Source organism: Croceicoccus pelagius (assembly GCF_001661915.1).
GTDB lineage: Bacteria > Pseudomonadota > Alphaproteobacteria > Sphingomonadales > Sphingomonadaceae > Croceicoccus > Croceicoccus pelagius.
The window spans coordinates 148832-174931 of the sequence record NZ_LYWY01000032.1; the positions used below are offsets into that span (position 1 = coordinate 148832).

30 protein-coding genes are annotated in these 26100 nt (G+C 62.7%); 5 read left to right on the top strand and 25 right to left on the bottom strand.

The features are described from left to right. Positions 1-16: 16 nt before the first annotated feature. From A9D15_RS06305 to A9D15_RS06315, 3 genes are read right to left on the bottom strand one after another with little or no spacing between them, the layout of a single operon-like run. Positions 17-484 carry a VOC family protein gene (locus A9D15_RS06305; protein WP_066763147.1) on the bottom strand — a complete coding sequence of 156 codons (468 nt, stop codon included), beginning with the start codon at positions 482-484 and terminating at the stop codon, positions 17-19. Then, positions 481-1284 carry an SDR family oxidoreductase gene (locus tag A9D15_RS06310; protein ID WP_066763149.1) on the bottom strand — a complete coding sequence of 268 codons (804 nt, stop codon included), beginning with the start codon at positions 1282-1284 and terminating at the stop codon, positions 481-483. The genes A9D15_RS06305 and A9D15_RS06310 overlap by 4 nt, the downstream gene beginning before the upstream one ends. A 46-nt stretch (positions 1285-1330) precedes the next feature. Beyond that, positions 1331-2557, bottom strand: coding sequence for an aromatic ring-hydroxylating oxygenase subunit alpha (locus tag A9D15_RS06315; RefSeq protein ID WP_066763151.1), 1227 nt, complete (start codon positions 2555-2557; stop codon positions 1331-1333). A gap of 214 nt (positions 2558-2771) precedes the next feature. Here A9D15_RS06315 and A9D15_RS06320 point away from each other — a divergent pair, with 214 nt between their 5' ends. Continuing rightward, the gene (locus tag A9D15_RS06320; RefSeq protein ID WP_066763156.1) at positions 2772-3401 is read left to right on the top strand and encodes a TetR/AcrR family transcriptional regulator; all 630 of its coding nucleotides are present in this window, start codon (positions 2772-2774) and stop codon (positions 3399-3401) included. 11 nt (positions 3402-3412) lie between these two features. Here the strand turns inward: A9D15_RS06320 and A9D15_RS06325 are convergent, their stop codons facing one another. Then, positions 3413-4183, bottom strand: a complete 771-nt coding sequence (locus tag A9D15_RS06325; protein WP_066763158.1) for an enoyl-CoA hydratase/isomerase family protein — start codon at positions 4181-4183, stop codon at positions 3413-3415. Between the two features lie 17 nt (positions 4184-4200). Between A9D15_RS06325 and A9D15_RS06330 the strand changes: the two genes are divergently transcribed. Next, positions 4201-4674, top strand: coding sequence for a VOC family protein (locus A9D15_RS06330; protein WP_082924294.1), 474 nt, complete (start codon positions 4201-4203; stop codon positions 4672-4674). Between the two features lie 28 nt (positions 4675-4702). Here A9D15_RS06330 and A9D15_RS06335 read toward each other — a convergent pair whose 3' ends face one another. The 3 genes from A9D15_RS06335 to A9D15_RS06345 are packed head-to-tail and all read right to left on the bottom strand — an operon-like array spanning position 4703 to position 7433. Beyond that, positions 4703-5854, bottom strand: a complete 1152-nt coding sequence (locus A9D15_RS06335; protein WP_066763160.1) for a thiolase — start codon at positions 5852-5854, stop codon at positions 4703-4705. Continuing rightward, positions 5851-6219, bottom strand: coding sequence for a Zn-ribbon domain-containing OB-fold protein (locus A9D15_RS06340; protein ID WP_066763162.1), 369 nt, complete (start codon positions 6217-6219; stop codon positions 5851-5853). The genes A9D15_RS06335 and A9D15_RS06340 overlap by 4 nt, the downstream gene beginning before the upstream one ends. Next, positions 6216-7433 carry a CaiB/BaiF CoA transferase family protein gene (locus A9D15_RS06345; protein ID WP_066763164.1) on the bottom strand — a complete coding sequence of 406 codons (1218 nt, stop codon included), beginning with the start codon at positions 7431-7433 and terminating at the stop codon, positions 6216-6218. Before A9D15_RS06345 ends, A9D15_RS06340 begins: the two co-directional genes overlap by 4 nt. Before the next feature lie 161 nt (positions 7434-7594). Here A9D15_RS06345 and A9D15_RS06350 point away from each other — a divergent pair, with 161 nt between their 5' ends. Further along, positions 7595-8398: a sugar phosphate isomerase/epimerase family protein gene (locus A9D15_RS06350; protein ID WP_066763165.1), complete on the top strand. Its 804-nt coding sequence runs from the start codon at positions 7595-7597 to the stop codon at positions 8396-8398. Here the strand turns inward: A9D15_RS06350 and A9D15_RS06355 are convergent. The 15 genes from A9D15_RS06355 to A9D15_RS06425 form a co-directional block, all read right to left on the bottom strand. Then, a complete protein-coding gene (locus A9D15_RS06355; RefSeq protein WP_066763167.1) occupies positions 8395-9027 on the bottom strand; it encodes a TetR/AcrR family transcriptional regulator in 633 nt (210 codons plus the stop codon). The two genes, A9D15_RS06350 and A9D15_RS06355, sit on opposite strands and share 4 nt — an antisense overlap. Positions 9028-9172: 145 nt before the next feature. Continuing rightward, positions 9173-10117, bottom strand: a complete 945-nt coding sequence (locus tag A9D15_RS06360) for a DUF808 domain-containing protein (RefSeq protein WP_066763168.1) — start codon at positions 10115-10117, stop codon at positions 9173-9175. Between the two features lie 180 nt (positions 10118-10297). Then, the gene (gene rpmE / locus A9D15_RS06365; RefSeq protein WP_047824031.1) at positions 10298-10522 is read right to left on the bottom strand and encodes a 50S ribosomal protein L31; all 225 of its coding nucleotides are present in this window, start codon (positions 10520-10522) and stop codon (positions 10298-10300) included. A 127-nt stretch (positions 10523-10649) separates the two neighbouring features. Further along, on the bottom strand, positions 10650-11093 hold the full coding sequence (fabZ, locus tag A9D15_RS06370; RefSeq protein WP_066763169.1) for a 3-hydroxyacyl-ACP dehydratase FabZ: 444 nt from the start codon (positions 11091-11093) through the stop codon (positions 10650-10652). Between the two features lie 11 nt (positions 11094-11104). After that, positions 11105-11761, bottom strand: a complete 657-nt coding sequence (locus tag A9D15_RS06375) for an OmpH family outer membrane protein (RefSeq protein ID WP_066763170.1) — start codon at positions 11759-11761, stop codon at positions 11105-11107. Then, positions 11761-14418, bottom strand: coding sequence for an outer membrane protein assembly factor BamA (gene bamA, locus A9D15_RS06380; RefSeq protein ID WP_082924296.1), 2658 nt, complete (start codon positions 14416-14418; stop codon positions 11761-11763). Before bamA ends, A9D15_RS06375 begins: the two co-directional genes overlap by 1 nt. Positions 14419-14634: 216 nt before the next feature. Continuing rightward, on the bottom strand, positions 14635-15744 hold the full coding sequence (gene rseP / locus A9D15_RS06385) for an RIP metalloprotease RseP (RefSeq protein ID WP_066763172.1): 1110 nt from the start codon (positions 15742-15744) through the stop codon (positions 14635-14637). Between the two features lies 1 nt (position 15745). After that, positions 15746-16900: a 1-deoxy-D-xylulose-5-phosphate reductoisomerase gene (locus A9D15_RS06390; protein ID WP_066763173.1), complete on the bottom strand. Its 1155-nt coding sequence runs from the start codon at positions 16898-16900 to the stop codon at positions 15746-15748. After that, positions 16897-17682: a phosphatidate cytidylyltransferase gene (locus tag A9D15_RS06395; protein ID WP_066763175.1), complete on the bottom strand. Its 786-nt coding sequence runs from the start codon at positions 17680-17682 to the stop codon at positions 16897-16899. Before A9D15_RS06395 ends, A9D15_RS06390 begins: the two co-directional genes overlap by 4 nt. Continuing rightward, on the bottom strand, positions 17669-18313 hold the full coding sequence (gene uppS, locus A9D15_RS06400; RefSeq protein WP_066763542.1) for a polyprenyl diphosphate synthase: 645 nt from the start codon (positions 18311-18313) through the stop codon (positions 17669-17671). Before uppS ends, A9D15_RS06395 begins: the two co-directional genes overlap by 14 nt. An 80-nt stretch (positions 18314-18393) precedes the next feature. After that, a complete protein-coding gene (frr, locus tag A9D15_RS06405; protein WP_066763176.1) occupies positions 18394-18951 on the bottom strand; it encodes a ribosome recycling factor in 558 nt (185 codons plus the stop codon). 24 nt (positions 18952-18975) lie between these two features. After that, a complete protein-coding gene (gene pyrH, locus A9D15_RS06410; protein ID WP_066763177.1) occupies positions 18976-19707 on the bottom strand; it encodes a UMP kinase in 732 nt (243 codons plus the stop codon). A 116-nt stretch (positions 19708-19823) separates the two neighbouring features. Then, positions 19824-20084: a hypothetical protein gene (locus tag A9D15_RS06415; protein WP_066763178.1), complete on the bottom strand. Its 261-nt coding sequence runs from the start codon at positions 20082-20084 to the stop codon at positions 19824-19826. A 49-nt stretch (positions 20085-20133) separates the two neighbouring features. Further along, positions 20134-20673 carry a carboxymuconolactone decarboxylase family protein gene (locus tag A9D15_RS06420; RefSeq protein ID WP_066763179.1) on the bottom strand — a complete coding sequence of 180 codons (540 nt, stop codon included), beginning with the start codon at positions 20671-20673 and terminating at the stop codon, positions 20134-20136. A gap of 142 nt (positions 20674-20815) precedes the next feature. Next, positions 20816-21079: a hypothetical protein gene (locus A9D15_RS06425; RefSeq protein ID WP_066763180.1), complete on the bottom strand. Its 264-nt coding sequence runs from the start codon at positions 21077-21079 to the stop codon at positions 20816-20818. Between the two features lie 330 nt (positions 21080-21409). Between A9D15_RS06425 and A9D15_RS06430 the strand changes: the two genes are divergently transcribed. Further along, complete coding sequence (locus A9D15_RS06430) at positions 21410-22582, top strand: GtrA family protein (protein WP_066763182.1); 1173 nt, start codon at positions 21410-21412, stop codon at positions 22580-22582. Between the two features lie 313 nt (positions 22583-22895). On the opposite strand, the gene tsf is transcribed toward A9D15_RS06430, so the two are convergent. Continuing rightward, a complete protein-coding gene (tsf, locus tag A9D15_RS06435) occupies positions 22896-23819 on the bottom strand; it encodes a translation elongation factor Ts (RefSeq protein WP_066763184.1) in 924 nt (307 codons plus the stop codon). Positions 23820-23949: 130 nt separating this feature from the next. Next, complete coding sequence (rpsB, locus tag A9D15_RS06440) at positions 23950-24702, bottom strand: 30S ribosomal protein S2 (RefSeq protein WP_066763186.1); 753 nt, start codon at positions 24700-24702, stop codon at positions 23950-23952. A 348-nt stretch (positions 24703-25050) separates the two neighbouring features. Here rpsB and A9D15_RS06445 point away from each other — a divergent pair, with 348 nt between their 5' ends. Then, on the top strand, positions 25051-25305 hold the full coding sequence (locus A9D15_RS06445) for a hypothetical protein (RefSeq protein ID WP_066763187.1): 255 nt from the start codon (positions 25051-25053) through the stop codon (positions 25303-25305). Here A9D15_RS06445 and A9D15_RS06450 read toward each other — a convergent pair. Continuing rightward, positions 25277-26083 (bottom strand): CDP-alcohol phosphatidyltransferase family protein, encoded by an 807-nt coding sequence (locus A9D15_RS06450; protein ID WP_066763547.1) that lies wholly within the window; start codon positions 26081-26083, stop codon positions 25277-25279. The genes A9D15_RS06445 and A9D15_RS06450 overlap by 29 nt on opposite strands. Positions 26084-26100: the final 17 nt, after the last annotated feature.

Sequence of the window (26100 nt, forward strand, 5' to 3'; positions counted from 1 at the left end):
AAACCGGGACCCTCCATCAGGCAAACTGCTGTTTCTCGAACGCGAAGGCGCAGTCGGGATCGACGATCTGCAGAATCTCCACGACATTACCGTCGCAGTCGCGGCCATAAGTCGCGCGCGTCGCCGCGCTGCCGCCGGGCGGGCAGTTGAACTCCATGCCCAGCGCCTTCAGCCGCTCGTACTCCGCGAAGACATCGTCGCAATAGAGGCACAGGTGCGTGATGCCGCGATCGCACATGCGCGGGCGCACGTCCTGCGGATCGTTGCTGGCATATTCGAAGACCTCGATATGCAGGTTGCCCAACCGGATCATCGCGTATTTCGCCTGGCTGTCCTTCAGGCCCACCATCGTGTCGATACGCTCGTTCCCCGGGTCCCATCCGCCACCGCCCGCGCGCTCGAACCCGAACCAGCGTTCGTAATGATCGATGAAGCGTTCTAGGTCGGGGGTCGAGATCGCGAGATGGTGGACCCCGCGGATCATTCTGCCGGTTCCGCGGCGCGAGCGGCCTTCACCGCGGTCACGATCTCGCGGTTGGTGGGGTTGCGGCGCAGCGTCAGGCCGCCGTTCACCTGCAGGACCTGCCCGCTCATGAAACAGGCATCGCTCGCCAGCCAGGCCACGGCCTCCGCAATGTCCTCGCTCGTGCCCACGCGGCCCAGCGGGTATTCCCTGGCGAACGTGTCGACGATCGCCTCGTTCTTCGACGCCGCCTCGGTCATCGGCGTGACGGTGAAACCCGGCGCGACCGAATTCGCGCGGATACCGCGATGGCCGAATTCGTTGGCCACACAGCGGATGACGTGATCGGCCCCCGCCTTCGTGCCCATGTATGCAGCGTGATCTTCCAGCATGATCGACGCCGTGGCCGACGAAATCTGGATCAGCGAACCCCCGTCGTTCATCACGCGCAGCATCGCCTGGTAGAACAGGAACGCGCCCGTGAACTGGAGCGCGGCCATCTTTTCGACCTCTTCCTTGGTGTTCTTGAGGAATGGCTTCAATAGCCCCCACCCCGTCGCGTTCACCGCGATGTCGAGCCCCCCGAACCCTTCGACCGCCGAATTGGCAAGTCGGGCGAGGTCTTCCTCGCTGGTAAGGTCGCAATCGGCGACCGCAATCCCGCCGATTTCTTCGGCGAGCGCCTCCAGCGGCCCGGCATTGCGGCCAGCGACGACGACTTTCGCGCCGTCGCTCGCCAGCCTGCGCGCGATGACTTGCGCCATGTTGTCAGGGTTCGCCGCGCCCATGACGACGGCGACCTTTCCGTCCAGATTGGCCATGTAAGGCCTCCTCTCCAATTAATGTGCCGCCAGCCTTTTCGGCCGATCAGTCTTTCTGAACCCAGTCACTCAGCACCTGTTCGACCCGCGCGTGTTCAGGCACGCGGTTGAGGCCGATGCGGCGATCCAGTTCCTCGTGCCAGTGATAGATGCGGCGCTCCTGGTAATTGAGCGGCATGCCCTTGAAGCCGGGGCTTTCCAGCGATTCCTGAATCTGCGGCGCGTACTGCAGGTCCTCGTAAAGAATACGCTCCCAGTTGCTGAGGCGCGTGGGCCAGAGCGGGTGCGGATTCTCCGGATCGTGATCGGGCGCGAGCCAGCTTGAAACCACCCGCGACTTTCGCGGCCCGAGCGGCCAGAACTGCAGGATCGGAATACCCGTCGGTGCCGGCGGCATCACGAAGTTCGGGTAGATCTGGTAGCTGACGTTGTTCTTGGCCGGAAACTCGGTGATCGAGGGGATTTCCGGCATTCCCACCGTCCCCGGATCGACCCAGTCGGGACGGCGGTTCGGCGTCGCCATGCGGCTGTGCCCGTTGGGCCAGAGCGTGACGATCATCGCGCGGTGATCGAGGAAACGGTCCACCGTGTCGATGTGTATCGACTTCAGGTGGTAGACTTCAAGGAAGGCATCGAGCAGCACCTTGACGTTGCAGTCCACCTCGTACTCGCGGCTGTCGACGAGACGCAGCTTGTCGAGCTCGAACTGCTCCAGCTGCTTCGCCATCGGGCCGATGTGGTCCATCAGCGGCTCTGCATCGTCGTCCTTGTTCACGAAGATCATCGAACCGAGCATTTCGCAGCGCACCTGCACGAGACTGCGGCACGAGAAGTCGAGATCGACGAAGTCGCGCTTGTCGCGCACCGCCGTCAGCTTGCCGTCGAGCGTATAGCTCCACCCGTGATAACCGCACACGAAGCCGCGGTCCTTGCCGCTGTCCTCGGTGACCAGCGGCGCACCGCGGTGCTGGCAGGTGTTGTAGAACGCCTTATACTCATCCTGCAGCGTGCGCACGACGATGATCGGCACGCCCGAATTGCGCCACAGGAACCACGAGCCCTTTTCGGGAAGCTGGTCGACATGACCGGCATAGAGCCAGGCCTTGTCCCACATCATTTCCTTTTCGAGCCGCAGAAATTCGGCGTCGGTGTAACGGCTGCCGGGAATGTCCGGCAGATTCGGGAAACCTTCGGGCGGGCCCTTGCGGTCCCGTTCGTAATCCATACGCGCGAAGTCGTTTTCCGGTTTTTGGTTCGTAACCAGATCGAGCATCGATGTCTTCTCCCATGCATCGTGCGAGCGCCTTGGAGGCGGCGCTACGATAATCTATTAAAAACATACATGACTGTTTTTGATTCGTCACGCACGATGGTTGCGAAGGTACCTCTTCCAGGTGTAAAACGTCAACATTGGGTGCACCGGGTCCCAGATATACGGACAATTCTGCCAAACGCCGGTTTGGTGGAATCGTTTTTGGAGAGGTTCGTTGGACGCCAATAGCCTGGACAACATCTCTCATGCCGATCCGGCGCAGAGGAAAGATCGGGAGGACCGCTGGCAGCAGGTCGTTGCGGTTTCTGCCGCTCTCTTTGCCGAGAAGGGATACGAGGCGACTTCCCTGCGTGAAATTGCCGAGCGTGTCGGCATGCTCAAGGGCAGCCTCTATCACTACATCAACGGCAAGAGCGACCTACTGGTCCACGTCCTGCGCGAGGCACATTCACGCGGTGTGCTGGTTCTCACCGGTATAGCGGAACGCGAGGGTCGGGCCCTGGAACGGCTGGAAGACGTCATCACGGCCCATGCCAGGTACATCTTCACCGAACGCGTCTTTACCGCCGGTTTCATCGAGGCGCACCGCCATCTGACGCCCGATCGTGCGCGCGAGTTCGACCTTGCCGAGCGCAACTATCGCAAGGCGGTAGAACGGCTGATTGCGCGAGGTCAGGCCGAGGGCGAGTTGCGCCACGATATCGACCCGAAAGTCAGCGCGCTTTGTCTGCTGGGCTTTTTGAACTCGCTCCACGGCTGGGCAAAGCCTGCCAGCGGACTCACCACCCGGCGGCTTTGCGATCATGCGCTCGTCATGGGTCTCGGCGGGCTTCGGAAGGCCTGATGGTGCGCGGATCAGTCCTTCCCGAAGGAGGCTCCGCGCTTTTCGGCATAGGCGGTAACGCCCTCTCGGCTGTCGGCGCTGTCCAGCGTCGCCTTGCCCCATGCATTGCCCAGCGCCAGCGCCTGTTCGATCGAGACGCCGGTCGAGAGATCGTACAACTCGCGTCCGTTGCGGATCGCCTGCCAGCTGTTTTCCAGCATCCCGCCAGTCACCGCCAGCGTGCGCTCCATCAGCTCGTCCCCCGGCACGACTTCGGTCACGACGCCAAGGTCGTAAAGACGCCGCGCAGGGAACAATTCGCCGGTCATGATCATCGCCAGCGCAGTCGCGCGCGGAACCTGCTGCGCCAGCCGCTGAATGCCGCCGGCAAATGCGAACAGACCGCGCTTCACCTCGCTCACGCCCATCAGCGCATGTTCGGCGGCGAAGACCATGTCGCAGGCCATCATGATCTCGAACCCGCCCGCGACTGCCGTGCCATTGATCGCGGCGATCAGCGGCTTGTCGCGCTTGCGCTCGGTAATGCCGCCAAAGCCCCTGCCCGGGATCAACCCGTGACCCGCGCCGTGTTCGGCCGCTTCTTTCAGGTCCATGCCTGCACAGAACGCCCGGTCGCCCGTGCCGGTGATGACCATCGCGCCGATCGCGTCGTCGGCCTCCGCCTCGGTAACCGCCGCATCGAGCGCGGCAGATGTCGCGGCATCGAGCGAATTGCTTGCCTTCGGCCTGTCGATCCGCAGCACGCGGACCTTGCCGTGCGTTTCAGTGACGAGACCCGTCATGATCCTGTTCTCCTGGAGTGTGTTTCTTGAAAAGCTTTGCCAACCTGCATCACCATGGCCGTATCGTGACTGACATCGCGGCCTCCATCACGGCGCTCGAAAGCGATCTCGGCATGACTTTCGCGCCTGTGCGCAAGTTCGATCCGATCCGTGTCTGGCTTCCCGAAGACGGCTGGGGCGAGGCGCATATCGCGGTCACTTATTCGCGCGTCGGTCCGATCCACCTCGAACTGATCGAGATGCTGGCCCCCGGTCCTTACGAGGTGTTGAAGGCGGTCGCCACCGATCATGTCGGCGCGTGGGTGGCAAACGTGGGTGACGAGGTAGAGGCCCTGATGGCCGATGGCTGGGACCTCGTCATGGCAGGTGCCTCGCCCAAGCATCGCTATGGGCAGATGGCGTACCTTTCGAAGGACGGCGGGCCGGTGCTGGAACTGGTGGGGGAACCGATCCGCCCGATGATCGAGGAATGGATCGCCTCGACGGGCTGAAAGGCCCGCCACGATCACACCCGCAACCTCACAAAGTCGCCATGCTGCCGAGGACGACGGTGGCCTGACTGGACAGGGTGCCGCCGTTGCCGTGCGCGAGGGCAAGGTTCACATCTTCAAGCTGGTTCGCCGCCTCGCCGCGGATCTGGCGCGCGGCTTCGATGATCGCGAAGAGGCCGTACATGCCGGGATGGCAATAGGACAGGCCGCCGCCATTGGTGTTGACCGGCAGGCTTCCGCCCGGCGCGATCGCCCCCGATGCCACGAAAGGCCCACCCTCACCCTTGGCGCAGAAACCGAGGTCTTCGAGAAACAGGATCGTATTGATCGTGAAGGCGTCGTAAAGCTGCACGGTGTCGAAGTCCGCAGGCTTCACCCCGGCCATCTCCATCGCCCGCGCGCCCGATTCCCGCGCGCCCGTCATGGTGAGGTCTTCTGCCTGCGACACCGAATTCCACCAAGCCGCAGCAGCAGAGCCCAGCACCGGCACCGGCACCTTCGCACAGTCTTTTGCCCTGTCCATCCGCGTCATCACGATAGCGGCGGCGCCATCGGTCACAAGGCAGCAATCGGCTTTGGAAATCGGCGTGCTGATCATGCGGGCCGAAAGACAGTCCTCCATGGTCAGCGGGCCACGCGCAAAAGCCTCGGGATTGGTCTGCGCCCATGCCCGAGCCGCCAGTGCGACCGATGCCAATTCCTCGCGCGTCGTGCCGAAGACATGCATGTGGCGCGCCGCTGCCAGCGCATAGTGGCTCAGCGGGTAGAGCGGCTCGTAAGGCGCGTCCCACTGGTCGTTCGTGATCTTGATCTGCAGCTTCCCGCCGCTCGTCCGCTGGTTCGAACCGTAAGCGATCAGCGCGCAGTCGATGTACCCCGCCTCCAGCGCAAGCGCGGCGCTGGCGACGTGGCTCATGAAGGCCGACCCGCCGGTGCGATTGTTGTCCGTATAGCGCGGCCTGATCCCGAGATATTGGGCAAGGGACAGCCCCGCGAAGAAGTCTGTAGGCTGGCAGACATAAAGCGCATCGACATCGGCCAGCGTGAGCCCCGCATCGTCGAGCGCCATCAACCCGGCCTTCGCGGTCAGCTCCATCGAGGTATGGCCGGGAGCCTCGCCGACGCCATATGTCGCCAGGCCAGCAATCGCGGTTCCTCCGCGCGGGAATACGTCGCTCATGCTGCCTCCCCTGCGAGCCGGAACAGCAAGACCGGTTCCTCGCCGCTCCTGTCGACGAAGGCCTCAACCTCCTGCCCGATCCCGAGCGTATCGGGCGAGGCGTCCTCGACCCGGCTCATCAGCCGCGCACCTTCAGCGAGATCGACCAGAACGACATTGTAAGGTTCTTGCGGCGGCTTGCGCTGGATCCAGGTCAGCGAATAGATCGTGCCCCTGCCCGAACCCTCGAACCATTCGAGCCCGCCCTCGCCCGTGCCGGGGGTGGCCACGCGCGGCGGGAAGACGGCCTTGCCGTGGGCCGTGCGCTGCAACAGCAAGCGCCCCTCGGCCAGCGCCTCACGCCATTCCGCTTCGGGTCCCTTCACGCCGCGACACCTGCCTTTGCAACCGCGCCCTTGGCGACGAGATCCTCGATCTCGGCCTCACTGAAGCCTGCATCGCGCAGGATCGTCTCGCCGTCGCCGCCCAGTCCGGGGCCGGGATCGCCGATCGCGCCGGGAGTGTCGGAAAAGCTGGTCGGGATGCCCGGGAAACGGATCGTGCCCATATCGGTATGACGCTCGTCCCAGAAGCCGGTTTCTTCCAGATGCGGGTCGACCAGCAGATCCTCAAGGCTCGCGATCGCGGTCGCGGGGATATGCGCGCGGCGGAACAGTTCGACCCACTCCTCTGTCGTGCGCGTTTCCAGCACACGCGCAACCTGGGCCAGCACCTTGCCGATATTCTGCGTGCGCGTCCGCATCGAGGCGTAGATCGGGTCCTTCGACCATTCGGGATGGCCAAGCTCTGCAAAGAAGTTCTGCCAGTGCCGGTCGTTGTAGATCATGACCCCGATATAGCCGTTCGACGTGCGATAGGGACGCCGCGCCTCCGACGTGGCACGCGGATATTCGGGCGGACCCTGCGGCGGCACGAAGAGCGAGCCGCAAAGGTGTTCGACCATTGTGAAGGATACCAGCGTCTCGAACATCGGGACCTCGATCTCCTGCCCGCGCCCCGTCTTCTCGCGCGCATAGAGCGCGGCCATGACGGAATAGGCGCCGGTCAGTCCGGCAACCTTGTCCGCGATCACTGTCGCCGTATAGGTCGGCACGCCGTCCGACAGCTTGGCCTGAAGATCGACGATGCCGGATGCGGCCTGCACGATGTCGTCATACGCCGGGTAGTCGCGATAGGGGCCATTTCGCGAAAAGCCGTACATGTTGGCGTAAATGATACGATCGTTCGCCCCGCGCAGGGCCGCGTAATCGAGGCCAAGCCGCCCGATCGCGCTGGCCCGCATAGAATGGATGAAAACGTCCGTCTCACCCGCCAACCGCAGGAGCGTATTGCGCCCTTCAGGGTTCTTCAGGTCGAGCACGATCGAGCGCTTGCCGCGATTGACGTTCAGGAACATCGCACCGCGCGAATGGTCCGGCCCCGGCGGAATAAAGCGCGTTGTATCGCCTTGCGGGCTCTCCACCTTGATGACGTCGGCGCCAAGATCGGCGAAGATCTGGGTCGCGTAAGGCCCCATCAGCACGCTGGTCAGGTCCAGCACCTTCACGCCGGCCAATGGCCCCTTGCCGCGTCCGCTCACAAGTCTTCTCCACGCATCACGTTGTTCTCTTCCCCGCCCGTCTAGCGCAGAACCGTCCGCAAAAAAAGACATACATGACTGTCTTTTCGTGTTAGCCGAAAGGAAAGCTGCAAGCCCCCTTCGAAGGGGGCAAGAATGGCACTATCGAGAGGACCCGCCAAGTGAGCGACCGTTTCCCGCTTTCGCTGCACCACCTGACCGCGCTCGACGCAACGCCCGCGCAACTGGTCGAACTTGCCCAGGACAGCGGGTGCGCGCACGTCTGCCTGTTCACCTACGTGCCGGAGGCCGCTCGGGACGCGTTTGCGATGGTCATGCCGGACGACGTTCCGGCCCTGAAGGCGGTGATGGACAAGTGCGGGATAACTGCCTGCAACCTTGAGGTCTTCCCGCTCGACGGTACCGATGATGCAGCAGGCTTTGCCTCTGCGCTTCAAACCGGAGCCGCACTGGGCGCGACGCGGGCTACAGCGCATATTCACGAAGTTGCGGACGAAGCCGAAGCCATCGCACGATTTGCGGCGTTCTGCGACTTGGCCAAAGAACACGGCATCGTCGCCGGGCTAGAGTTCAATGCCTTCTCCGCCGTGAACGATATCGAGAGCGCGGCGCGCATCGTACACGGGGCCGGACGGGCGAACGGACAACTTGTATGCGATGCATTGCATCTGTTCCGCAACGGCGGGACGGTCGAGGCCGTTGCTGCGCAAGCCGACATCATCGGCTATGCCCAGTTCTGCGACGGGCCGATGGAGCGCGACCGATCCGAGTGGTGGCGTGAGGCAGTCGGCACCCGCGAACTGGCGGGCTGCGGGGAATTTCCGCTGAGCGAGCTTGCAGAAGTGCTTCGGGAGGGAACGGTCATCGAAGTCGAAATACCGCGAAAGGCCGAAATGAAAGCAGGCATACCCGCTGCCGACCGCGTCAGGGCAGCCGTCACGGCAGTAAGATCCGTGCTTCCTTAAGTAGCCTTTGGCCGCATATCGATGATCTTGGCCTCCAGCATCTTGAGCAGGTGCGGGACCATGCCCTTTTCCAACGCGCCGGTCGAAAGGCTGGTCGCCATCCCCTCCATAAGCGTCTGCGATAGCGCGATGGCCTTGGCAAAATCGTCGGGCGCGGAGTGCCATTCGGGATAGAGCGCGATCGCCTCGCTCATGAAGCGTTCGCGATATTCTGTCTGTAGCGGGCGCATGATCTCGGCAAGGACTTCGTCGGTGCGAGCCGCCATCGCCAGTTCCTGGAAGGCCAAGAAAGCCGGCTTCTGCACCTGCTTCCAATAGGCATAGACCATCGTCGCCGGTTCGTGGTCGCCGGCTTCCGACGACCTGCGGAACGCGCGCAAGCGACGCTCGTGCAGTTCCACGATCGTCGCGCGAATCAGCGTCGCGCTGTTTTCGAAATGATGCAGCATCGCGCCGCGCGACAGGCCCGCCTCGGATGCGACCAGCGGCGTCGTCGTGCGCGCATAGCCTACCTTGACGAGGCACTGGATCGTCGCCTCGATCAGCCGCCCACGTGTCTGCGCGCTCTTGATCGACTGGCGGGTCGGTGCTTGCTCTTCGCCTGCGGCTTTCTTTGTTCTTGTTGCCACTAGAGGCTCCCGAATTGTCGCCGGCCCCGCACTTGCAGGGCCGTTTTCTTTTCCGGCGCCTCTCCTACGCCAGTTAATCAGTCATGATTGTTTTTTTGCTCGCACTCGTCAATCCGTCGCGTGAATTTGCCCCCGATCGACACCGTCAGTGACCGTCGCCGCCGATCTTCACGACCTTGTGGAGCACGAAAACGATTATGACGCCAAGGACAAGGCCCAAAATAGCCGAAGACGCCGCATAGGCGATCCATCCCAGCACGTTGCCCAAAGCGCCAGTCGTCATCTCGACGTGATGTTCGATCCCGTCGACCACCTCGTAGAGCGTGTGGAAGCCCAGATCGTGCGTGCCGTGTAACACGATCCCGCCGCCAACCCAGAGCATCGCGATCGTGCCGACGAACGAAAGCGTCGTAAGCAGGCGAGGCATCGCGGCGAGCAGGAAATGGCCAAACTTCTGCGCGGCCTTTGAAGACTTCTTGGCCAGATGGAGGCCGATGTCGTCCATCTTCACAATGAGGCCCACGGCGCCGTAAACGACAACCGTGAACATCACGCCGATGATCGCGAGAACGATGGCCCGCTGCCACAAGGACACGTCCGCAATCTCGTTCAGGGTAATCGCCATGATCTCGGCAGAGAGGATGAGATCGGTGCGGATCGCGCCGGATGTCCGCTTTTTTTCAAACTCGGCCATGTTCTCGGGCTCGTCCTCAAGCGTCTCGCCATGCTTGGCGCCGCCGAGTTTCTCGACAACCTTTTCCGCGCCCTCGTAGCAGAGGAACAGTCCGCCCAGCATCAGGATCGGGGTGATCGCGACGGGCAGAAACTCGCTCAGCAACAGCGCTGCAGGAAGCAGGATCAGCAGCTTGTTGCGCAGCGACCCCTTGGTGATCTTCCAGATGATCGGAAGTTCGCGCGCAGGCGTGATGCCGGTGACGTAGCTTGGCGTCACCGCCGCATCGTCGATCACGACGCCTACCGCCTTTGAACCAGCCTTGGAGGCCGCGACGCTGACGTCGTCCATGCTGGAGGCTGCGGCGCGGGCAATAAGGGCAACGTCGTCGAGAAGCGCGACCAGACCTGAGGGCAACGGTAATCCTTTCGAACCAAGTTCTGCAGGGCAGACGGTTCGACCGGCCCCAAGTTCCCGTTGTTAACCGGTGCCCGTAAAAAGGCAAACGCCCTTGCCAAAACGAAAGGGGCGGCCCCGCAGGGCCGCCCCATCGTATCTTCTGCCCCGGCGGGGCACCTCTTCCCTCGCGGGAGGAGATTACTTCTTGAGCTTGAGGCCGCCGAAGCGCTGGTTGAAGCGGGCGACGCGACCGCCTTCGTTCACCACGCGGTTGCCGCCGGTCCATGCCGGGTGGCTCGTCGGGTCGATTTCGAGCGTCAGCGTGTCACCTTCGCTGCCCCAGGTGGAGCGCGTTTCGAACACGGTGCCGTCGGTCATCTGCACCTTGATCATGTGGTAGTCGGGGTGGGTATCGGCCTTCATCACTAATCTCCGTCGATGCGCCGGTTCCGACCGGCGGCACGGTGTGTCTTTCTGGAAAGCGGCGCGCTTAACCGCGAATCGATTCAAAAGCAAGCGAAGCGGCGAGTGGCGCCGCCTTCGCCTGTCCTTACTTCTCGATCATTGCGGTGAACTCGGCCTCACACGTGACGTTGCCGTCGATCGAGGCGGTGCCGGCGAACTTGCAGATGCGCGCGCGCTTGTGAACGAAGCTTACCTTGAGGTCGAGCAAGTGGCCGGGCGTGACCGGCGCACGAAACTTCGCGTTGTCGATCGCGAGGAAGTAGACCAGCTTGCCCGAACCTTCGAGGCCCAGAGCCTTGATCGCCAGCAGGCCGGCGGCCTGTGCCAGCGCCTCTACCTGAAGCACGCCCGGCATGATCGGACGGCCCGGGAAGTGGCCCTGAAAGAAATCCTCGTTGAACGAGACGGCCTTGACCGCGTGGATCTCCGATTCCGGGTCAAGCGATACGACCCGGTCGACCAGCAGCATCGGATACCGATGCGGCAGGAGTTCGAGAACCTTTTCGAGTTCGAAACCCGTCTCGCTCATCGATGTGCTCCTTAGCGGCCGCCGGGAGCGGCAGCGTTGCCCTGCTGCGCGGCAGCGGCCTGCTGTGCTTCGGCCTGACGCTGTGCAGCCGGCTTCCAGTCAGCGGGCGGGACCAGCTGTGCCTGCGGGAGCATGCGGTTAAGCTCGGTCAGGACGTCCTGGTTGAGGTTGTAGGCCTGATCAGCCGAAACGACGGCAGCCGGGTTCAGGACAAGCGTGATCTTGCGGCGCTTTTGCGCTGCGTCCATCGCGGCGGGCAGCTTGTCGCTGATCTGTTCGAGGACATAGGCGCGCGAGATGGCGACCGGCTGAAGCAGGCGGTTCAGTTCCGCTTCGCCCGACTGCTGGATGCGCTGGATCTGCTGGGCCTGCTGCTGCAGCGAAGCCTGATTCGGCGATGCGGCCTGGCTGTCGGTCTGGTACTTCTGGAGCAGCGGATCAAGCTGGGCCTGGATCTGGACGCGGCGCTGTTCGGCAGCGTCGATCTGGGCCTTGTAGGTCGTCGGACGCTGCTGTTCGGCAAGCTTGTAGGCGGCCGAGTTCACGACGATGGCATCGGGGTTGGCAACCGCGATGCCGGGGACCGTCTGCGCCGAGGCGGTGACCGGCAAGGCGACGGGCGCGGCAGCGGCAAGTGCTGCGGCGAGGATCTTGTGCGAGGTCTTCATCAGAATTGCGTTCCTACGTTGAAGCTGAATGTCTTCGGGTCGTCGCCTTCTTCCTTGAGGAGGACCCGCGAGAAGTCGAGGCGCAGCGGTCCGAAAGGCGAGTTCCAGCTGACACCGATACCGACAGAAACACGCGGCTTGGGCGTGTCGCCGAGGTACTCTTCTGTAAAAGGTGAGATGAACAGGGTATTATTGGTCTCACCATCAGGGGCGACCGGATCGTTGGTGTAAACCGGCGAGGAGAGCGGATCGCCGTTGGCGTCCACCGTCTGGATGTAAAGCGGGGACGAGATGGTGTTCACGTTCGGATCCTTGAGACCCCATACGGCGCCGATGTCGGCAAAGATCGAGGGACGCAGGCCCAGTTCGCGCGCGCCCGAGCCCAGCGGGATCTCAAGCTCTGCACGGCCCTTGTAGTACATCTTGCCGCCAAGCGCGTCGTCGACCCAGTTCTTGCGGTCTTCGTCGACGATCGTGAAATTGCCGTCATCGTCGGCCAGCAGGCGCTTGCGCACGACGCGCGGGCCGATGCCGCGGATATCGAAGCCGCGGAGGTCAGGCTCGCCCAGAAAGAAACGGTCGGTCAGGCGGACGTCGTCCGTCCCGTCGAGGTTCCGGTCTTTCAGCGCCTTTATGTAACCACCTTCGGCCGCGAGCGAGAACACGAAGTTGCCCAGCACCGAGAAGTACTTCGACCCGTTAAGGCGCAGGCGCGCATAGTTCACGTTGCCGCCGAGACCCGCATAGTCGGCGTTGGCGACGATGCGTTCGCCCTTGCTGGGACGGATGCGGTTGTTGAGCGTGTCGTAGATGAGGCTCGCACCGAGGATCGAGCTGGTGCGCTTGCCAAGGGCGTCGCAAAGGTAGCGGCCAGCAACCAGCGGATCGCACTCTGCTACGCCGTCGCCGTTCAGATCGCGGAAATAGCGCTGACCCAGCGTCACGTCTTCGAGGTTGAGCGTATAGCGCCCGATCAGCGTCATATATTCGCTGAGCGGCGTACCGGCCCGCAGCGAGAACCCGGTGGTCGAGTTCTCGTATGTGTTGTTACGGTCGGAATTGAAGTAGTTGAAGCTGTTGTAGTCGCGGCGATAGACGTCCGCACCGAACGAGATGTTCGAGTTGAACATGTAGGGTTCGGTAAAGCTGACCTGCGCCGATTTGGAATAGCGCGAATAGTTCAGCGACAGGCCGACCGTCTGGCCGCGTCCGCGGAAGTTGCGCTGCTGGATCGAGCCCTGGAGGATGAAGCTTTCGAGGCTGGAGAAACCGGCCGAGAGCTGAAGCTCGCCGGTCGGCTTTTCCTCGACGTTGGCGACCAGCTTGATGCGGTCCGGCTGGCTGCCCGGCTGCTGCTCGATCTCGAAGTTTTCCTGGAAATAGCCCAGCGAGTTGATGCGCGCGGTCGAACGACGGACCTGCAGCGAGTTGAAGGCATCGCCTTCGGTCAGACGGAATTCGCGCCGCACGACCTTGTCCTGCGTCAGCGTGTTGCCATTGACGTCGATCGATTCGACATAGACGCGCGGAGCGTTGCCGATGCGGAAGACGACGTCCATCGTCCGCTCGTCCTTGTTCCGGTTGTAGTCCGGCTCGACCTGGGCGAAGGCATAGCCGAACGCGCCGATCGTTTCCGACAGGCCCTCGATCGTGTCTTCGACGGTCTGCGCATTGTACCAGTCGCCCGCCTTCATCGGCAGGTTGCTGGTCAGGCGATCGGAATCGAAGTCGCGGATTTCGCTGTCGACCGTGACGTCGCCGAACTTGTAGCGCTCACCCTCTTCCACCACGTAAGTGATGATGAAGTCCTTCTTGTCGGGCGTAAGCTCGGCAACGGCGGACACGACGCGGAAATCGACGTAACCTTCGGTAAGGTAGAACTGGCGCAGCTTCTGCTGGTCGAAGGCCAGCTTGTCGGGGTCGTAGCTGGTGCCGCCCTTGATGAACGACAGGAAGCCGGTCTGCTTGGTCAGCATCTCGCCGCGCAGTTCACCGTCTGAGAACTCCTCGTTCCCGATGATGTTGATCTGGCGGACCTTCGACTTGGGGCCTTCCTTGATCTCGAAGACGATGTCGACGCGGTTCTGGTCCAGCGTGACGGCCTTCGGCTCGACCGTGGCGGCAAAGCGGCCCTGGCGCTTGTAAAGCTCGATGATGCGGTTGACGTCGGCGCGCACCTTGGAACGGGTATAGATCTGGCGCGGCGCGAGCTTGATCTCGGGCAGGATCTTGTCGTTCTTGAGGCGCTTGTTGCCCTCAAGGATGATGCGGTTGATGATCGGATTCTCGACCACCTGGATAACGACGTTGCCCGCTTCTTCGCGGATCTTCACGTCCGAGAACAGCTCGGTCGCGTAGAGGTCCTTCAGTGCCTCGTCAGCGGCAGCAGCGGTATAGACGTCGCCGGGGCGCATCTTGATGTAGGACAGGATCGTCTGCGGCTCGAGGCGCTGCGCACCTGCGACAGCGATCTGGCGAACGATCGTCTGGTCCGGAACGACGGGCGCAGCGGCTTCACCTTCGGGCTGGACGGCGACGGGCTGTGCTTCCTGTGCCAGCAGCGGGGTCGGCGCAAGGGCCGTTCCCGACAAAAGCACGGTGAACAAGCCGGCGCGGTATGCCGAGAAACGCGGCGATCCAACTGCCATTGCGGCCATCAAGAAACCTTCCGTCCAATATGGGTATGTCCGTCCCCGACGAACATCCCGGATACGTCCCCCGCCCAGCCGGTCACTAACCGTCCCGGCGCGTCGCAGCCCTGTGCCCGATGGAGGCGGCACTATCAAGCCGCAGCCGTGTCCTTTTCCGCGATTCACCGCCACGAGCACCAAAGGTTCGCGGCCCTTTCCCGACGAGCCGAGGGCCCTGCCGGGTCAGAATATGTCGAGTGAGGAAATATCGAGGATCGTCACGAACACCATGAGGCTCAGAACAAGAGCCAGCCCCGTGCGGAAAGCCAGTTCCTGGCCCCGCGGTGAAACCGGCCGGCGGCGGACGGCCTCGATCGCATAGAAAGCGAGGTGCCCACCGTCGAGGACGGGGATTGGCAGGAGGTTAATGAATGCCAAGTTAATTGAAATCATGGCGACGAAGCCGATGTAGGCATACCAGCCCTGGATCAGCTGTTCGCCCGAGTATTTCGCGATCTTCACCGGCCCGCCCAGTTCGTCGAGCGAGCGCCTGCCGGTGATGATCTGCCACAGGCCGACCGCCGACATCTTCATGATCGCGTAAGTCTGCGAAACGCCCTCGCCCACGGCCTCGACCGGGCCGACTTCGTCGATACGCATTTCGCGCGCACCGATGCCGAGGCGGCCCATGCGGAACTCGTTGCCGAAGCGATCGACCTCGACATGGGTGCCCAGCGTTATGTCGGCGCTCTTTTCCGCGCCGTCGTGGAGCCAGGTGACGCGAACCGTCTCACCCGGATAGGCCATAACGGACTGCTGGATGTCCTCGAAGCTGTCGATGCGGCTCCCGTCGAGCGTCAGGATGCGGTCGCCAAGGTCGATCCCGGCTGCGGCAGCAGGCGATTCTTCGAGAATCTCGCCAACGACCGGTTCGGCGACGACTTTGCCGAACGCCATCATGAACCCTGCGATGATGACGATCGCGACGATCAGGTTCGTGACCGGCCCCGCCGCGACGATCGCCGCGCGCGCGCCCAGCCCCTTGGACTGGAATGTCTGGTTCCGCTCTTCCTCGGGCAGTTCCAGCCACTCGTCGGTGGGCTGGCTGGCGGGGTTCATGTCGCCTGCAAACTGGACATAGCCGCCCAGCGGCAGGGCCGAGAGCTTCCAGCGCGTGCCGCGCTTGTCGGTAAATCCTGCGATTTCCTTGCCGAAGCCGACGGAAAACGCCTCGGCCTTCACGCCGAAGAAGCGGCCAACGAGATAGTGGCCCAGTTCGTGTACGACGACGAGCGGCGCCAGCACGACGATGAAGCCGATGATCGCGGTCAGAAGATTAGGACTGTCGAACATTTCAGACGCGTTCCAGCAATTCCCCGGCGCGGCGCCGTGCATCGGCATCGGCGGCGATGACTTCATCGAGTGTGTTCGGCGCTGGCGGAATGCCCAGGCCGAGGACCTGTTCGCACTGTGCCACAATCCGAGTGAACTTGATCTTACCGGCAAGAAAAGCAGCCACGGCCACTTCATTCGCGGCATTAAGGACCGCGGGCGCGGCCCCGCCCGCTTCTGCACATTCGCGTGCGACGCGCGTGGCGGGGAACATGTGCTCGTCCGGTGCGCGGAACGTCAGCGTGCCGATGGCAGCGAGGTCCAGCGGCGCGCAGGGCGTATCCATGCGCTGCGGCCATGCCAGCGCCGAGGCGATGGGCACGCGCATATCGGAAGGGCCAAGCTGTGCCAGCGTGGAGCCGTCGCGGTACTCGACCATCGAGTGCACGATCGACTGCGGATGGACGATGATGCGCAGACGCTCCAGCCCGACGGGGAACAGGTGGTAGGCCTCGATGAATTCGAGTCCCTTGTTCATCATCGTGGCAGAATCGACGCTGATCTTGGCGCCCATGTCCCAGTTAGGATGCGCCACGGCCTGTGCAGGCGTTGCCGCCTCGATCTGCTCACGCGTGGCATCGCGGAACGGACCGCCGCTGGCCGTCAGCGTAATCCAGCGCACGTTGGCCAGATCCTCGCCCTCAAGGCACTGGAAGATCGCATTGTGTTCGGAATCGACCGGCAGCAAGGTCGCGCCGTGTTTTGCGACGGCGGCTGTCATGACTTCGCCCGCGCTGACCAGCGCTTCCTTGTTGGCGAGCGCGATGGTCCCGCCCTGCTCGATCGCAGCCATCGTGGGGGCCAGCCCTGCGCAGCCGACGATCGCGGCAACTGTGATGTCGGCCCCGCGTGCAGCGGCTTCGTTCAGGGCATCGGGTCCGCCAGCCGCCTCGACCCCGCTTCCGGCAAGCGCCTCGCGCAAATCGGACAGGCAGCTTTCGTCACCGACGACCGCGACTTCGGCTTCGAACTCCCGTGCAAGCTTCGCCAGCTCCACCGCGCTGCAATTCGCTGTCAATGCGACGACGCGCCAGTTGCCACGGTTGCGGCGGACGAGATCCAGCGTGGAAGCGCCGACCGAACCTGTCGCGCCCAGAACCGTAATGCTGCGCGTCATGTGGCGACCTGTGCCAGCACGCCGATCAGGATCGCGACCGGAAGCATCCCGTCAACGCGGTCGAAGACGCCGCCGTGTCCGGGGATCAGGGTAGAGCTGTCCTTCACCTTGGCGCGGCGCTTCATCCAGCTTTCGAAGAAGTCGCCCGCCTGCGCCAGAACAGCCAGAACCGCCCCCGCCGCGATGGCCGAGGCGATCAGTTCAGGTCCGCCGAACATGACGAAGTAGGTCTCATGTGTCGCGCCGCTGCTGACCGTATCCCCCATGCCCGTCGCCCACATGTGCGAGCTAAACATAAAGAGCAGCAATGCCAGCGTGGCACCAACCACGCCGCCGCCCAGTCCCGCCCAGGTCTTGGACGGGCTGATGGCAGGGGCGATCTTCGGGCCACCGATGGTGCGCCCCGCAAAATAGGCGAAGGTGTCGACGAAGGCGGTGACAAGGATCGCAAAGACGACCAACATCGAGGGTATCGTGACCATCAGGTATGCGGCAACGCCCATGTAAGCCGCACCTGCCAGCATCCAGACCAGCGACTTCGCACCGGAGAACCCGAGTTCGGCCGACATGCGCCGCACGATGCGCTGCCATTCCCAGTAGGCTGCCCCCGCGACCAGAACGATCAGCGCGTCGAGCAGCAATCCGCCAACCCACAGGCAAATCGCGGCAACGGCGACCATGACAACTGCTGAAATCGCGCGTGCGCCCAGATCGGTATTGCGCGGACCTTCGGGGCGGACGTGGCCGAGCTCTACCGGCCCCGGCTGTTCAGCGTCCGCCATAGCGACGCTCCCGTCCTGCAAAGTGGTCGAGCGCCTCGCGAAAGTGCGCGGGGCTGAAATCGGGCCAGAGCACATCAGTAAAATAAAGCTCGGCATAGGCGGCCTGCCAAAGCAGGAAGTTCGACAGGCGCACTTCCCCGCTTGTGCGGATCAGCAGGTCGAGCGGCGGCATGTCCGCCGTGTCGAGATGGCGCGCGATGGCCTCTTCCGTAATTTCGCCCTCTTCCGCCGCAGCCCGCGCCGCGCGGACGATTTCGGCCTGCGCGCCATAGTTCAGCGCGATGGCCAGCGTAACCTTGTTGTTGCCTGCCGTACGCGCCAGCGCGCCGTCGATCAGTTTGACCGCCTCATCATCGAAAACCGAGTAGTCGCCCACGATCTTCAGTTTCACGCCGGCTTGCGCAATCTCATCCAGATCGTTGCGGATGAAGTGCTTCATCAGCGCGGTCAGATCCGCGATCTCGTCCGCCGGGCGGCCCCAGTTCTCGGTGCTGAAGGCATAGAGCGTCAGCGCCTCGACAGGGTTCTCGCGCAGCGAACGTACGAGGTTGCGAACCGCCTCGACGCCCTTCTTGTGGCCCATCGCGCGTGGCAGCAGACGCTTTTTCGCCCAGCGCCCATTGCCGTCCATGATGATCGCGACGTGGCGCGGACCGCCACGCGTCCCTGCGCCAGAACCTGACGCCGGCGCCTTCGAGGGCGCGGAACTGCTCACTGGGTGAGGATTTCCTTTTCCTTCGCCTCTGCGGCCTTGTCGGCCTCGGCGACGTACTTGTCGGTCAGCTTCTGGACCTCATCCTCGGAACGTTTGCGATCGTCCTCGGAGATTTCCTTCTTCTTCTCGTCTTCCTTCAGCGATTCCATGCCGTCGCGGCGCACGTTGCGGATCGCGATCTTGGCCTGTTCGGCATACTTGCCGGCCAGCTTGGCAAGGTCCTTGCGACGCTCTTCGGTAAGGTCCGGCATCGGCAGGCGCAGGGTCTGGCCGTCGATCATCGGGTTGAGGCCGAGGTTCGCGTGGGCAATGCCCTTTTCGACCGCAGTGACGTTCGACTTGTCCCACACCTGCACCGACAGCATCCGCGGTTCTGGCGCGGAGACGGTGGCCACCTGGTTCAGCGGCATCATCGCGCCGTAGACTTCGACCACGACGGGATCGAGCAGCGAGACGTTGGCGCGGCCCGTACGCAGGCCGGAAAGATCGCTTTTCAGCGATTCGACGGCGCCGTTCATGCGGCGTTCGATGTCGGCCTTGTCGTATTTGGCCATGATCGGTCCTCTCTAATTCAAGCTTCAGGCCCGGCGCAGTTCCGTCCGGACGATGGTCTGGGTACCTTCTCCTGCCAGCACGCGGGCAAGATTGCCCCGCTCGCGGATGGAGAAGACGACGATGGGGATGTCGTTGTCGCGGCACAAGGCCACGGCGCTTGCGTCCATGACTTTCAGGTTATCCGCAAGCACGGTGTCGTAATCGATATGGTCGAAGCGCGTGGCGGTCGGATCCTTCTTGGGATCGGCGTTGTAGACGCCGTCGACGCTGGTGCCCTTGAAAAGGGCGTCGCACTTCATTTCGGCGGCACGCAGTGCGGCGCCGGAATCGGTAGTGAAATAAGGTGCGCCCACGCCCGCTGCGAAGATCACGACGCGGCCCTTTTCAAGGTGCCGTTCGGCGCGGCGGCGGATCACCGGTTCGCAGACCTGGTCCATCTGGATCGCTGACTGGACGCGCGTTTCCACGCCCAGCTTTTCAAGCGCGGACTGCATGGCCAGCGCGTTCATTACGGTCGCCAGCATGCCCATGTAATCGGCCTGCGCGCGGTCCATCCCCTGCGCTGCGCCCGCCATACCGCGGAAGATGTTGCCACCACCGATGACAAGACAGATTTCGAGCCCCGTTTCCTTCGCCGCCTTCACTTCCTCGGCCAGCTTGGCGACGAAGTCGGTATCGATGCCGAACTGCTGATCGCCCATCAGCACCTCGCCCGAAAGTTTCAGGAGAATACGCTTGGTATCGGCAAGAAGCATGGCAGGGTCGGTTCTCGAATTGGTGAGGGGCCGCCATGCCTTAGTGTCGCGCGCCGCCAATGCCAAGCGCGCTTTGTCCGAAATTGCCCCATCGGCGCAGCACTGCGCCGCACACGCTACTGCGCGGCGCGGCGTCCCTTGACCCAGCGCCACAGCCCCCAGACAATCGCGATGTTGAGCAGCGGCGTCAGCACGAAGGGCATGACACCTTCCACGCCCATGCGGTCGGCCAGAATATTCCACGGCAGACCCAGCGGCAGAAGGAACACGGCCGACAGGGGATCCTGCTCCTGCCCGAACAGTCCGAACGTGCCGATGATCAACAGTGCAAGCGCCGCCAGATAGAGCGCGACATAGATACCCAAGAGCCACTTCATCGCAGCAAGTCCCCCGCCACCAAACATGATGGCGGGGGCATAGCAGATGTCAGGCCGCTTCGCTAAGGGGGCCGCCGATGCTGCAGGCCATGTCGACGCCAAGCACGTGGGCAACGCGGCCCATCGCCATCCATGCGGCGGTGGCATAAGTCAGCTCGACAATCTCGGCGTCGGAAAGGTGCTGCTTGATTTCGGTCCAGAAAGCCTCGTCACGGGCGAGGCCCTGCGGGTCCTGGCCCATGCGCTGCGAATAGCGCACTGCGATGCGCTCACGATCCGAAAGCGCCGAAAGGTCGCCGTTGAGCACGGCCTGATACATCGCCTCGTCGGGATGTTCGTCCTGCTCCAGAACGCCTGCATCGAGACCGATCGCCCGCAGGTCGCGTTCGGAGCGCCAGTTCTTGCACACGACGCAGCCGTTGATAACCGCGGTAGCAATGCGGCACGCCTCGAACATGCGCAGCGGCAGCGTGGAGAACCGGTAAGGCGCCATGGCAAAGCCGTCCGCCGCCTTGATGATCTCGGGCGAATACTGAGCCGCAAGGCTGGGAATCGGGGAATTCGGCTGGGGATCCAGGGCAACGCGCATGATGCTCTCTCCGGTAAGCGGGGGCCTCGTTGTCGTCTCTTGCGGACCGGCCCTCCCGTCGGGCGGCGCCTCGCCGCTCCGTTCTACGGGCAAGGCTACGCAGACCCCGCAAAGAGTCAATCATGTTTGTTTTTACCGGAAGCTAGTCCTCGCGGCTCTCGATCAGGTCGGCGGCCAGCCACAGAATGCCGACATTGATCGCCGGGACCAGCATGGCCGCGACCGATCCGGTCGTGGTCTTCGGATCGAAGAACATGGTCCACGGCAAGCCGATGTACTGCAGGAACTTGCCGGCAAGCGTTTCCTCGCCTGACCCAGTCGTGCCGATGTATCCCACCGTCGCAGCCAGATCGAGCCCGAGCGCGACGAGATAGACAGCGGTAAAAAGGCGAACCAGCCACTTCATGATCGTCCCCCCGAACGACCGCGACCCTGCGGCAAAGCATACCAGATCTGGCGAGCATCGGTAAGCGTAAGCCGAACAATTCGAACATCGGGCTGTCCGGCACGGCGAAAGGCTCTCTTTGGCAGAAAATGGATAACGGCCTCGACGCGGGACCCTGGGAATGTCAAATGACGCTCTTCAACACGCGTCGATCAGGGGATCGGCGTATCATCGGGGTGCGCACATACGTAGAGTGGCAGTTGGTAGCTTCGATCTTACGATCGCGCCGGACATGCCGAGTTCAGGGTTTGAGTGACTGATAACATTACAAAAAAGACGAATATTGTCCGATTGAACGGGCGCGAATTATACCAGTTCGTGCGCTATTACGCGGTCGCTGCTCTCAACACGGCTTTCGGGTACGGTATCTTCGCCGCGTTCATTGCACTGGGCGTCAACATCTTCGTCGCGCAGATTCTCGGCCGGATCATCGGCACGACTTTCAACTATTTCACGTATGGCAAGCTGGTTTTCCGGTCATACCACTTCAGCCTGCGCCGCTTCATCCTGGCCTATATCGGCAATTATCTCGTCGCGCTCGCCCTCCTGGCTGTCGCTGTGAAGGTAATCGCCAATCCCTACGTCGCCGGTTTCTCGGCAATGCTGACCGCTTCGCTAATCAACTTCGTGGTGCTTCGCCTGTGGGTGTCGCGCAAGAAGGACGGTGAGGACTACACCCCCTACCCGATCAACTGGGCGTTCCTGCCAGAATGGATGCTGCTGGTGAAGGATACCGTCCGTCACTTCATCTTCTGGGTGATCGAAGGCGCGATGTCGGTCGGCTGGGTTCGCTCGCTCTGGAAGATGCTGATCGGTCGCCGCATCGCCGATTCCATTCAGAAGGCAGACCGGCTTTTCATCCATATTCCCAAGAACGGCGGAACCTCGGTCGCCAAAATTCTCTACGGACGCAACCTGCCCCACTTTTCCAAGAGCTTCTACGACAGCATGCTCGGAGACGAGATCGAGGGCTGCGAAAGTTTTGCCGTCCTGCGCGACCCGGTGGACAGGTTTCTCTCGGCGTTCCGCTTCATGGCAAGCGGCGGGACCGACGTCATCCTGGTTTCGCGGTTCGAGCAGAAGCGGCTCAAATACCTGCACTCGCTTCCGCAGTTCGTCGACTTCCTGACCGAAGAGCCCGAGCGCATGGCGATCGCCCTGCCATTCATGCCGCAGACCTACTTCACGATGAAGGACGGCGAAGTCGCAGTGGACCGGCTTTTCGCGCAGGACCGTAATGGCCAGTTCCCGCAGGAGATGGTCGACTGGCTTGGGGTGGAGCAAGTACCCTACGTCAACAAGACGAAGGCCAAGGTGCCCCAGCTCGATCCGAAACTGCGCGAAAAGATTCGCGCGCTCTATGCCGACGACGTGAAGCTTTACGAAGCGGTACTGGCGCAAGGCCGCGCGATCGATTTCGAAAAGGACGACGTCCCGCGCGCGATCCTGAAACTCGCGGCCTGACGCCGCGCAAATCCGGATGAAGACGGGCCGGGGAACGCAGTGTTCTCCGGCCCTTTCCGTATGTCCGGCACTTTGGGTGGCACGAACCTTGCTGCGCCGCGTCACTCGCCGGCTTCGGGCGCGTCAATTATCTGGAGCGGCATGTATCGGTTCCGTTCGGAATAGAACGGCTTCACCTCGGTCGCGCGCCAGATCGGATGCGAAGAACTGAGCCGACTGCGCCCCGCCAAGTCGCAAGGCAAAGAAAAAGGGCCGGGAAACCCGCAGGTCTTCCGGCCCTTTTTAAATTCTCGCCTGCGGAAGGCGGAAAGAATCAGCCGCCGACGGCAGCTGCGACTTCTGCTGCGAAGTCGCTTTCTTCCTTCTCGATGCCTTCGCCGAGCTGGAAGCGGACATAGTCCTTCAGCACGATCTTCGCGCCTGCATCCTTACCAGCCTGATCGACGACCTGCTGGATCGGGGTCTTGTTGTCCATGACGAAGACCTGCGACAGCAGCGCGTTTTCCTTGGCGTACTTGGCGACGGCGCCTTCGACCATCTTTTCCTGCACGTTCTCGGGCTTACCGCTTTCGGCAGCCTTTTCGCGGGCGATCGAACGCTCGCGCTCAATCACTTCGGCGTCGAGGCCTTCAGCGGTCAGCGCCTGCGGGAAAGCGGCGGCGATGTGCATCGCAAGCTGCTTGCCCAGCGATTCCAGAACGTCGGCCGAAGCTTCCGATTCGAGAGCGACGAGAACGCCGATCTTACCGAGGTTCGGAGCAGCAGCGTTGTGCACGTAAGGAACGACGACGCCCTGATCGACCGTGACGGTCTTCATGCGGCGAACCTGCTGGTTCTCGCCGATGGTGGCGACGTTGTCGGTCAGCTTGTCCGAAACGGTGCCGCCGCCCGGATAGGCAGCAGCCTTGAGCGCTTCGACGTCGTCGCCGTCAACGCCCAGAGCAGCTTCGGTGGTCTTGCGCACGAAGTCCTGGAACTGGTCGTTCTTGGCAACGAAGTCCGTTTCCGAGTTCACTTCGACGGCAACGCCGCGGGTGCCTTCAACGGCGACGCCAACGAGGCCTTCTGCCGCGGTGCGGCTGGACTTCTTGGCAGCGGCAGCAAGGCCCTTGGCGCGCAGGAAGTCGACAGCGGCTTCCATGTCTCCGTCGGTCTCGGTCAGAGCCTTCTTGCAATCCATCATGCCCGCGCCGGTCTTCTCGCGCAGGGTCTTCACGTCAGCGGCGGTGTAAGCCATCGCGTCGTTCCTCTTTCATTTGAATGTGCAGCCGGGTGGCAGCAACTGCGACCCGGCGCACGAAACAGCAAAACATGACGGGGTCGTGACGCGTGAGGTGCGCCCGGCCCCGTCAGAAGGCATCAATGCCTCAGGCGGTTGCCTCTTCAGCAGCCGGCTCTTCCAAGGCGCCCATGTCGACACCCGAATCCGCAACACCCTTTTTGCCACCCTGGCGGGCCGCATCGGCGATGGCGTCGCAGTACAGACGTACCGCGCGGGCCGCGTCATCGTTGCCCGGAACCGGGAACGCGATGCCCGAGGGATCGACGTTGGTGTCGAGCACGGCGACAACCGGAATGCCAAGAGTGTTGGCTTCCTTGATGGCCAGCTCTTCCATGTTGGCGTCGATCACGAACATCACGTCCGGAATGCCGCCCATGTCACGGATGCCGCCAAGCGAAAGCTCGAGCTTGTCCCGCTTGCGGGTCATGTCGAGGATTTCCTTCTTGGTCAGGCCCGAAGTGTCACCCGACAGCTGTTCCTCGATCGTCTTCAGCTTCTTGATCGACTTCGAAACGGTCTGCCAGTTGGTGAGCATGCCGCCCAGCCAACGGTGATTCACGAAGTACTGACCGCACGAAAGAGCGGCTTCGCGGATCGGGTCCTGCGCCTGGCGCTTGGTGCCGACGAAGAGAACCTTGCCGCCTGCCTGCGTGGTAGCCGAAACGAAGTCGAGCGCACGCTGAAACAGCGGAACGGTCTGCGACAGGTCGATGATGTGCACGCCGTTGCGCGAGCCGAAGATGTACGGCTTCATGCGCGGGTTCCAGCGGTGGGTCTGGTGGCCGAAGTGTGCGCCGGCCTCGATCAATTGCTGCATCGTGACGCCAGTGGACGTCATAGTCATTTCCTTTCCGGTTGAGCCTCTGGAAGACGGATGACCGCGGCGGCGCTTGGGCCGACCGTGGCACCGGTATGTGTGCCTTCCATGTGGATTTCGCCTGAACGCCCGGGAATCGGAAAATTCCAATCCCCAAGAAACAGACGCGGGCGCCCTTAGCGCGGGCGACGGTAAAAGAAAACCCCTGATGGTCGGGGCGTCGGATCCGGCCTGAAAGCTGCTGGATCTTGACAGATAGGAACAAAAGGAGAACAAGGCGAATCGGAAAGACTAGCTATCCGAGTCGGTTTCCATTCGGCGCCTGCACCTTCTAGCGGAACAGGCATTGGAACAAAAGGGGGTCATACAATGTCGGACATCATTTCCGGTCTGGTCGCATTCTTCTTCGTCGCCGCTGCCATGGGTGGTTGCGTGCTCGTCGGTAGCCTGCTGTTCGACCTGCTCCCCGTTTTGCGTGACGGCGACGATCGCCTACGCCAGCCGCTGGTCTTTCCCGAAGTGAGCGAAAAGCCCGTCGTCCGCGCACCGGCGAACGTCTACCGCATTGCCCCCGCCGGCCGGGTAGCGCTTCCCGTTACGGCACCGCTGCGCGCTGCCGCCTGACCTTCGCGTAACGGAACACACCGACAGGCAACAGCAGCAAATAGATCGCAGAGACTACGACCAGCGTCCACCACGGTTCAAGGAACAGGAACGCACCCAGCAGGCCGACGAGGGCAATCAGTTCGAGCCGCACCGACCGGCTCGGCTTGATCGAGGTCCAGCTGAGCGTCGCCAGGTTCGAGATCATCAGGAACGCGGTCACGATCACCCACGGGAAGACCAACAGGGGATCGCGGAAGATGTCGAGCTCTGTCGCCTTCCAGAGATAGAGCGGCAGGAACGCAACGCCCGCACCGACAGGCGCGGGGATGCCCGTCAGGAAACCCGCCGACTTGTGCGGCTGTTCCTCCACATCGATCTGGGCGTTGAACCGCGCCAGACGCAACATACAGCATAGCGCGAGCGCCAGCGCAGCGAACCAGCCCAGGCGCGGCAGGTCCTGAAGCGACCAGGCAAACAGGATTAGCGCGGGCGCGACACCGAAGGAAAGCGAGTCGGCAAGACTGTCGAGCTCGGCCCCGAACCGGCTCTGCGCCTTCAGAAGACGGGCGATACGGCCATCGATACCGTCGAGCGTCCCTGCGACAAGAACGGCAAGAACCGCACGGTCCCAGTCGCCGGCCATTCCGAAGCGGATGCCGGTCAGCCCGATGCACAGCGCGGCTGCGGTAATGGCATTGGGCACGACTGCACGCATGGTAAGACCGCGCGAACGGCGGGCTGGCACGGCACGTTCGCCATGCGTGACGCGCGGACCGACATCGCCGGGTTCAGCCATCCGGTCGTCCTGTTCTT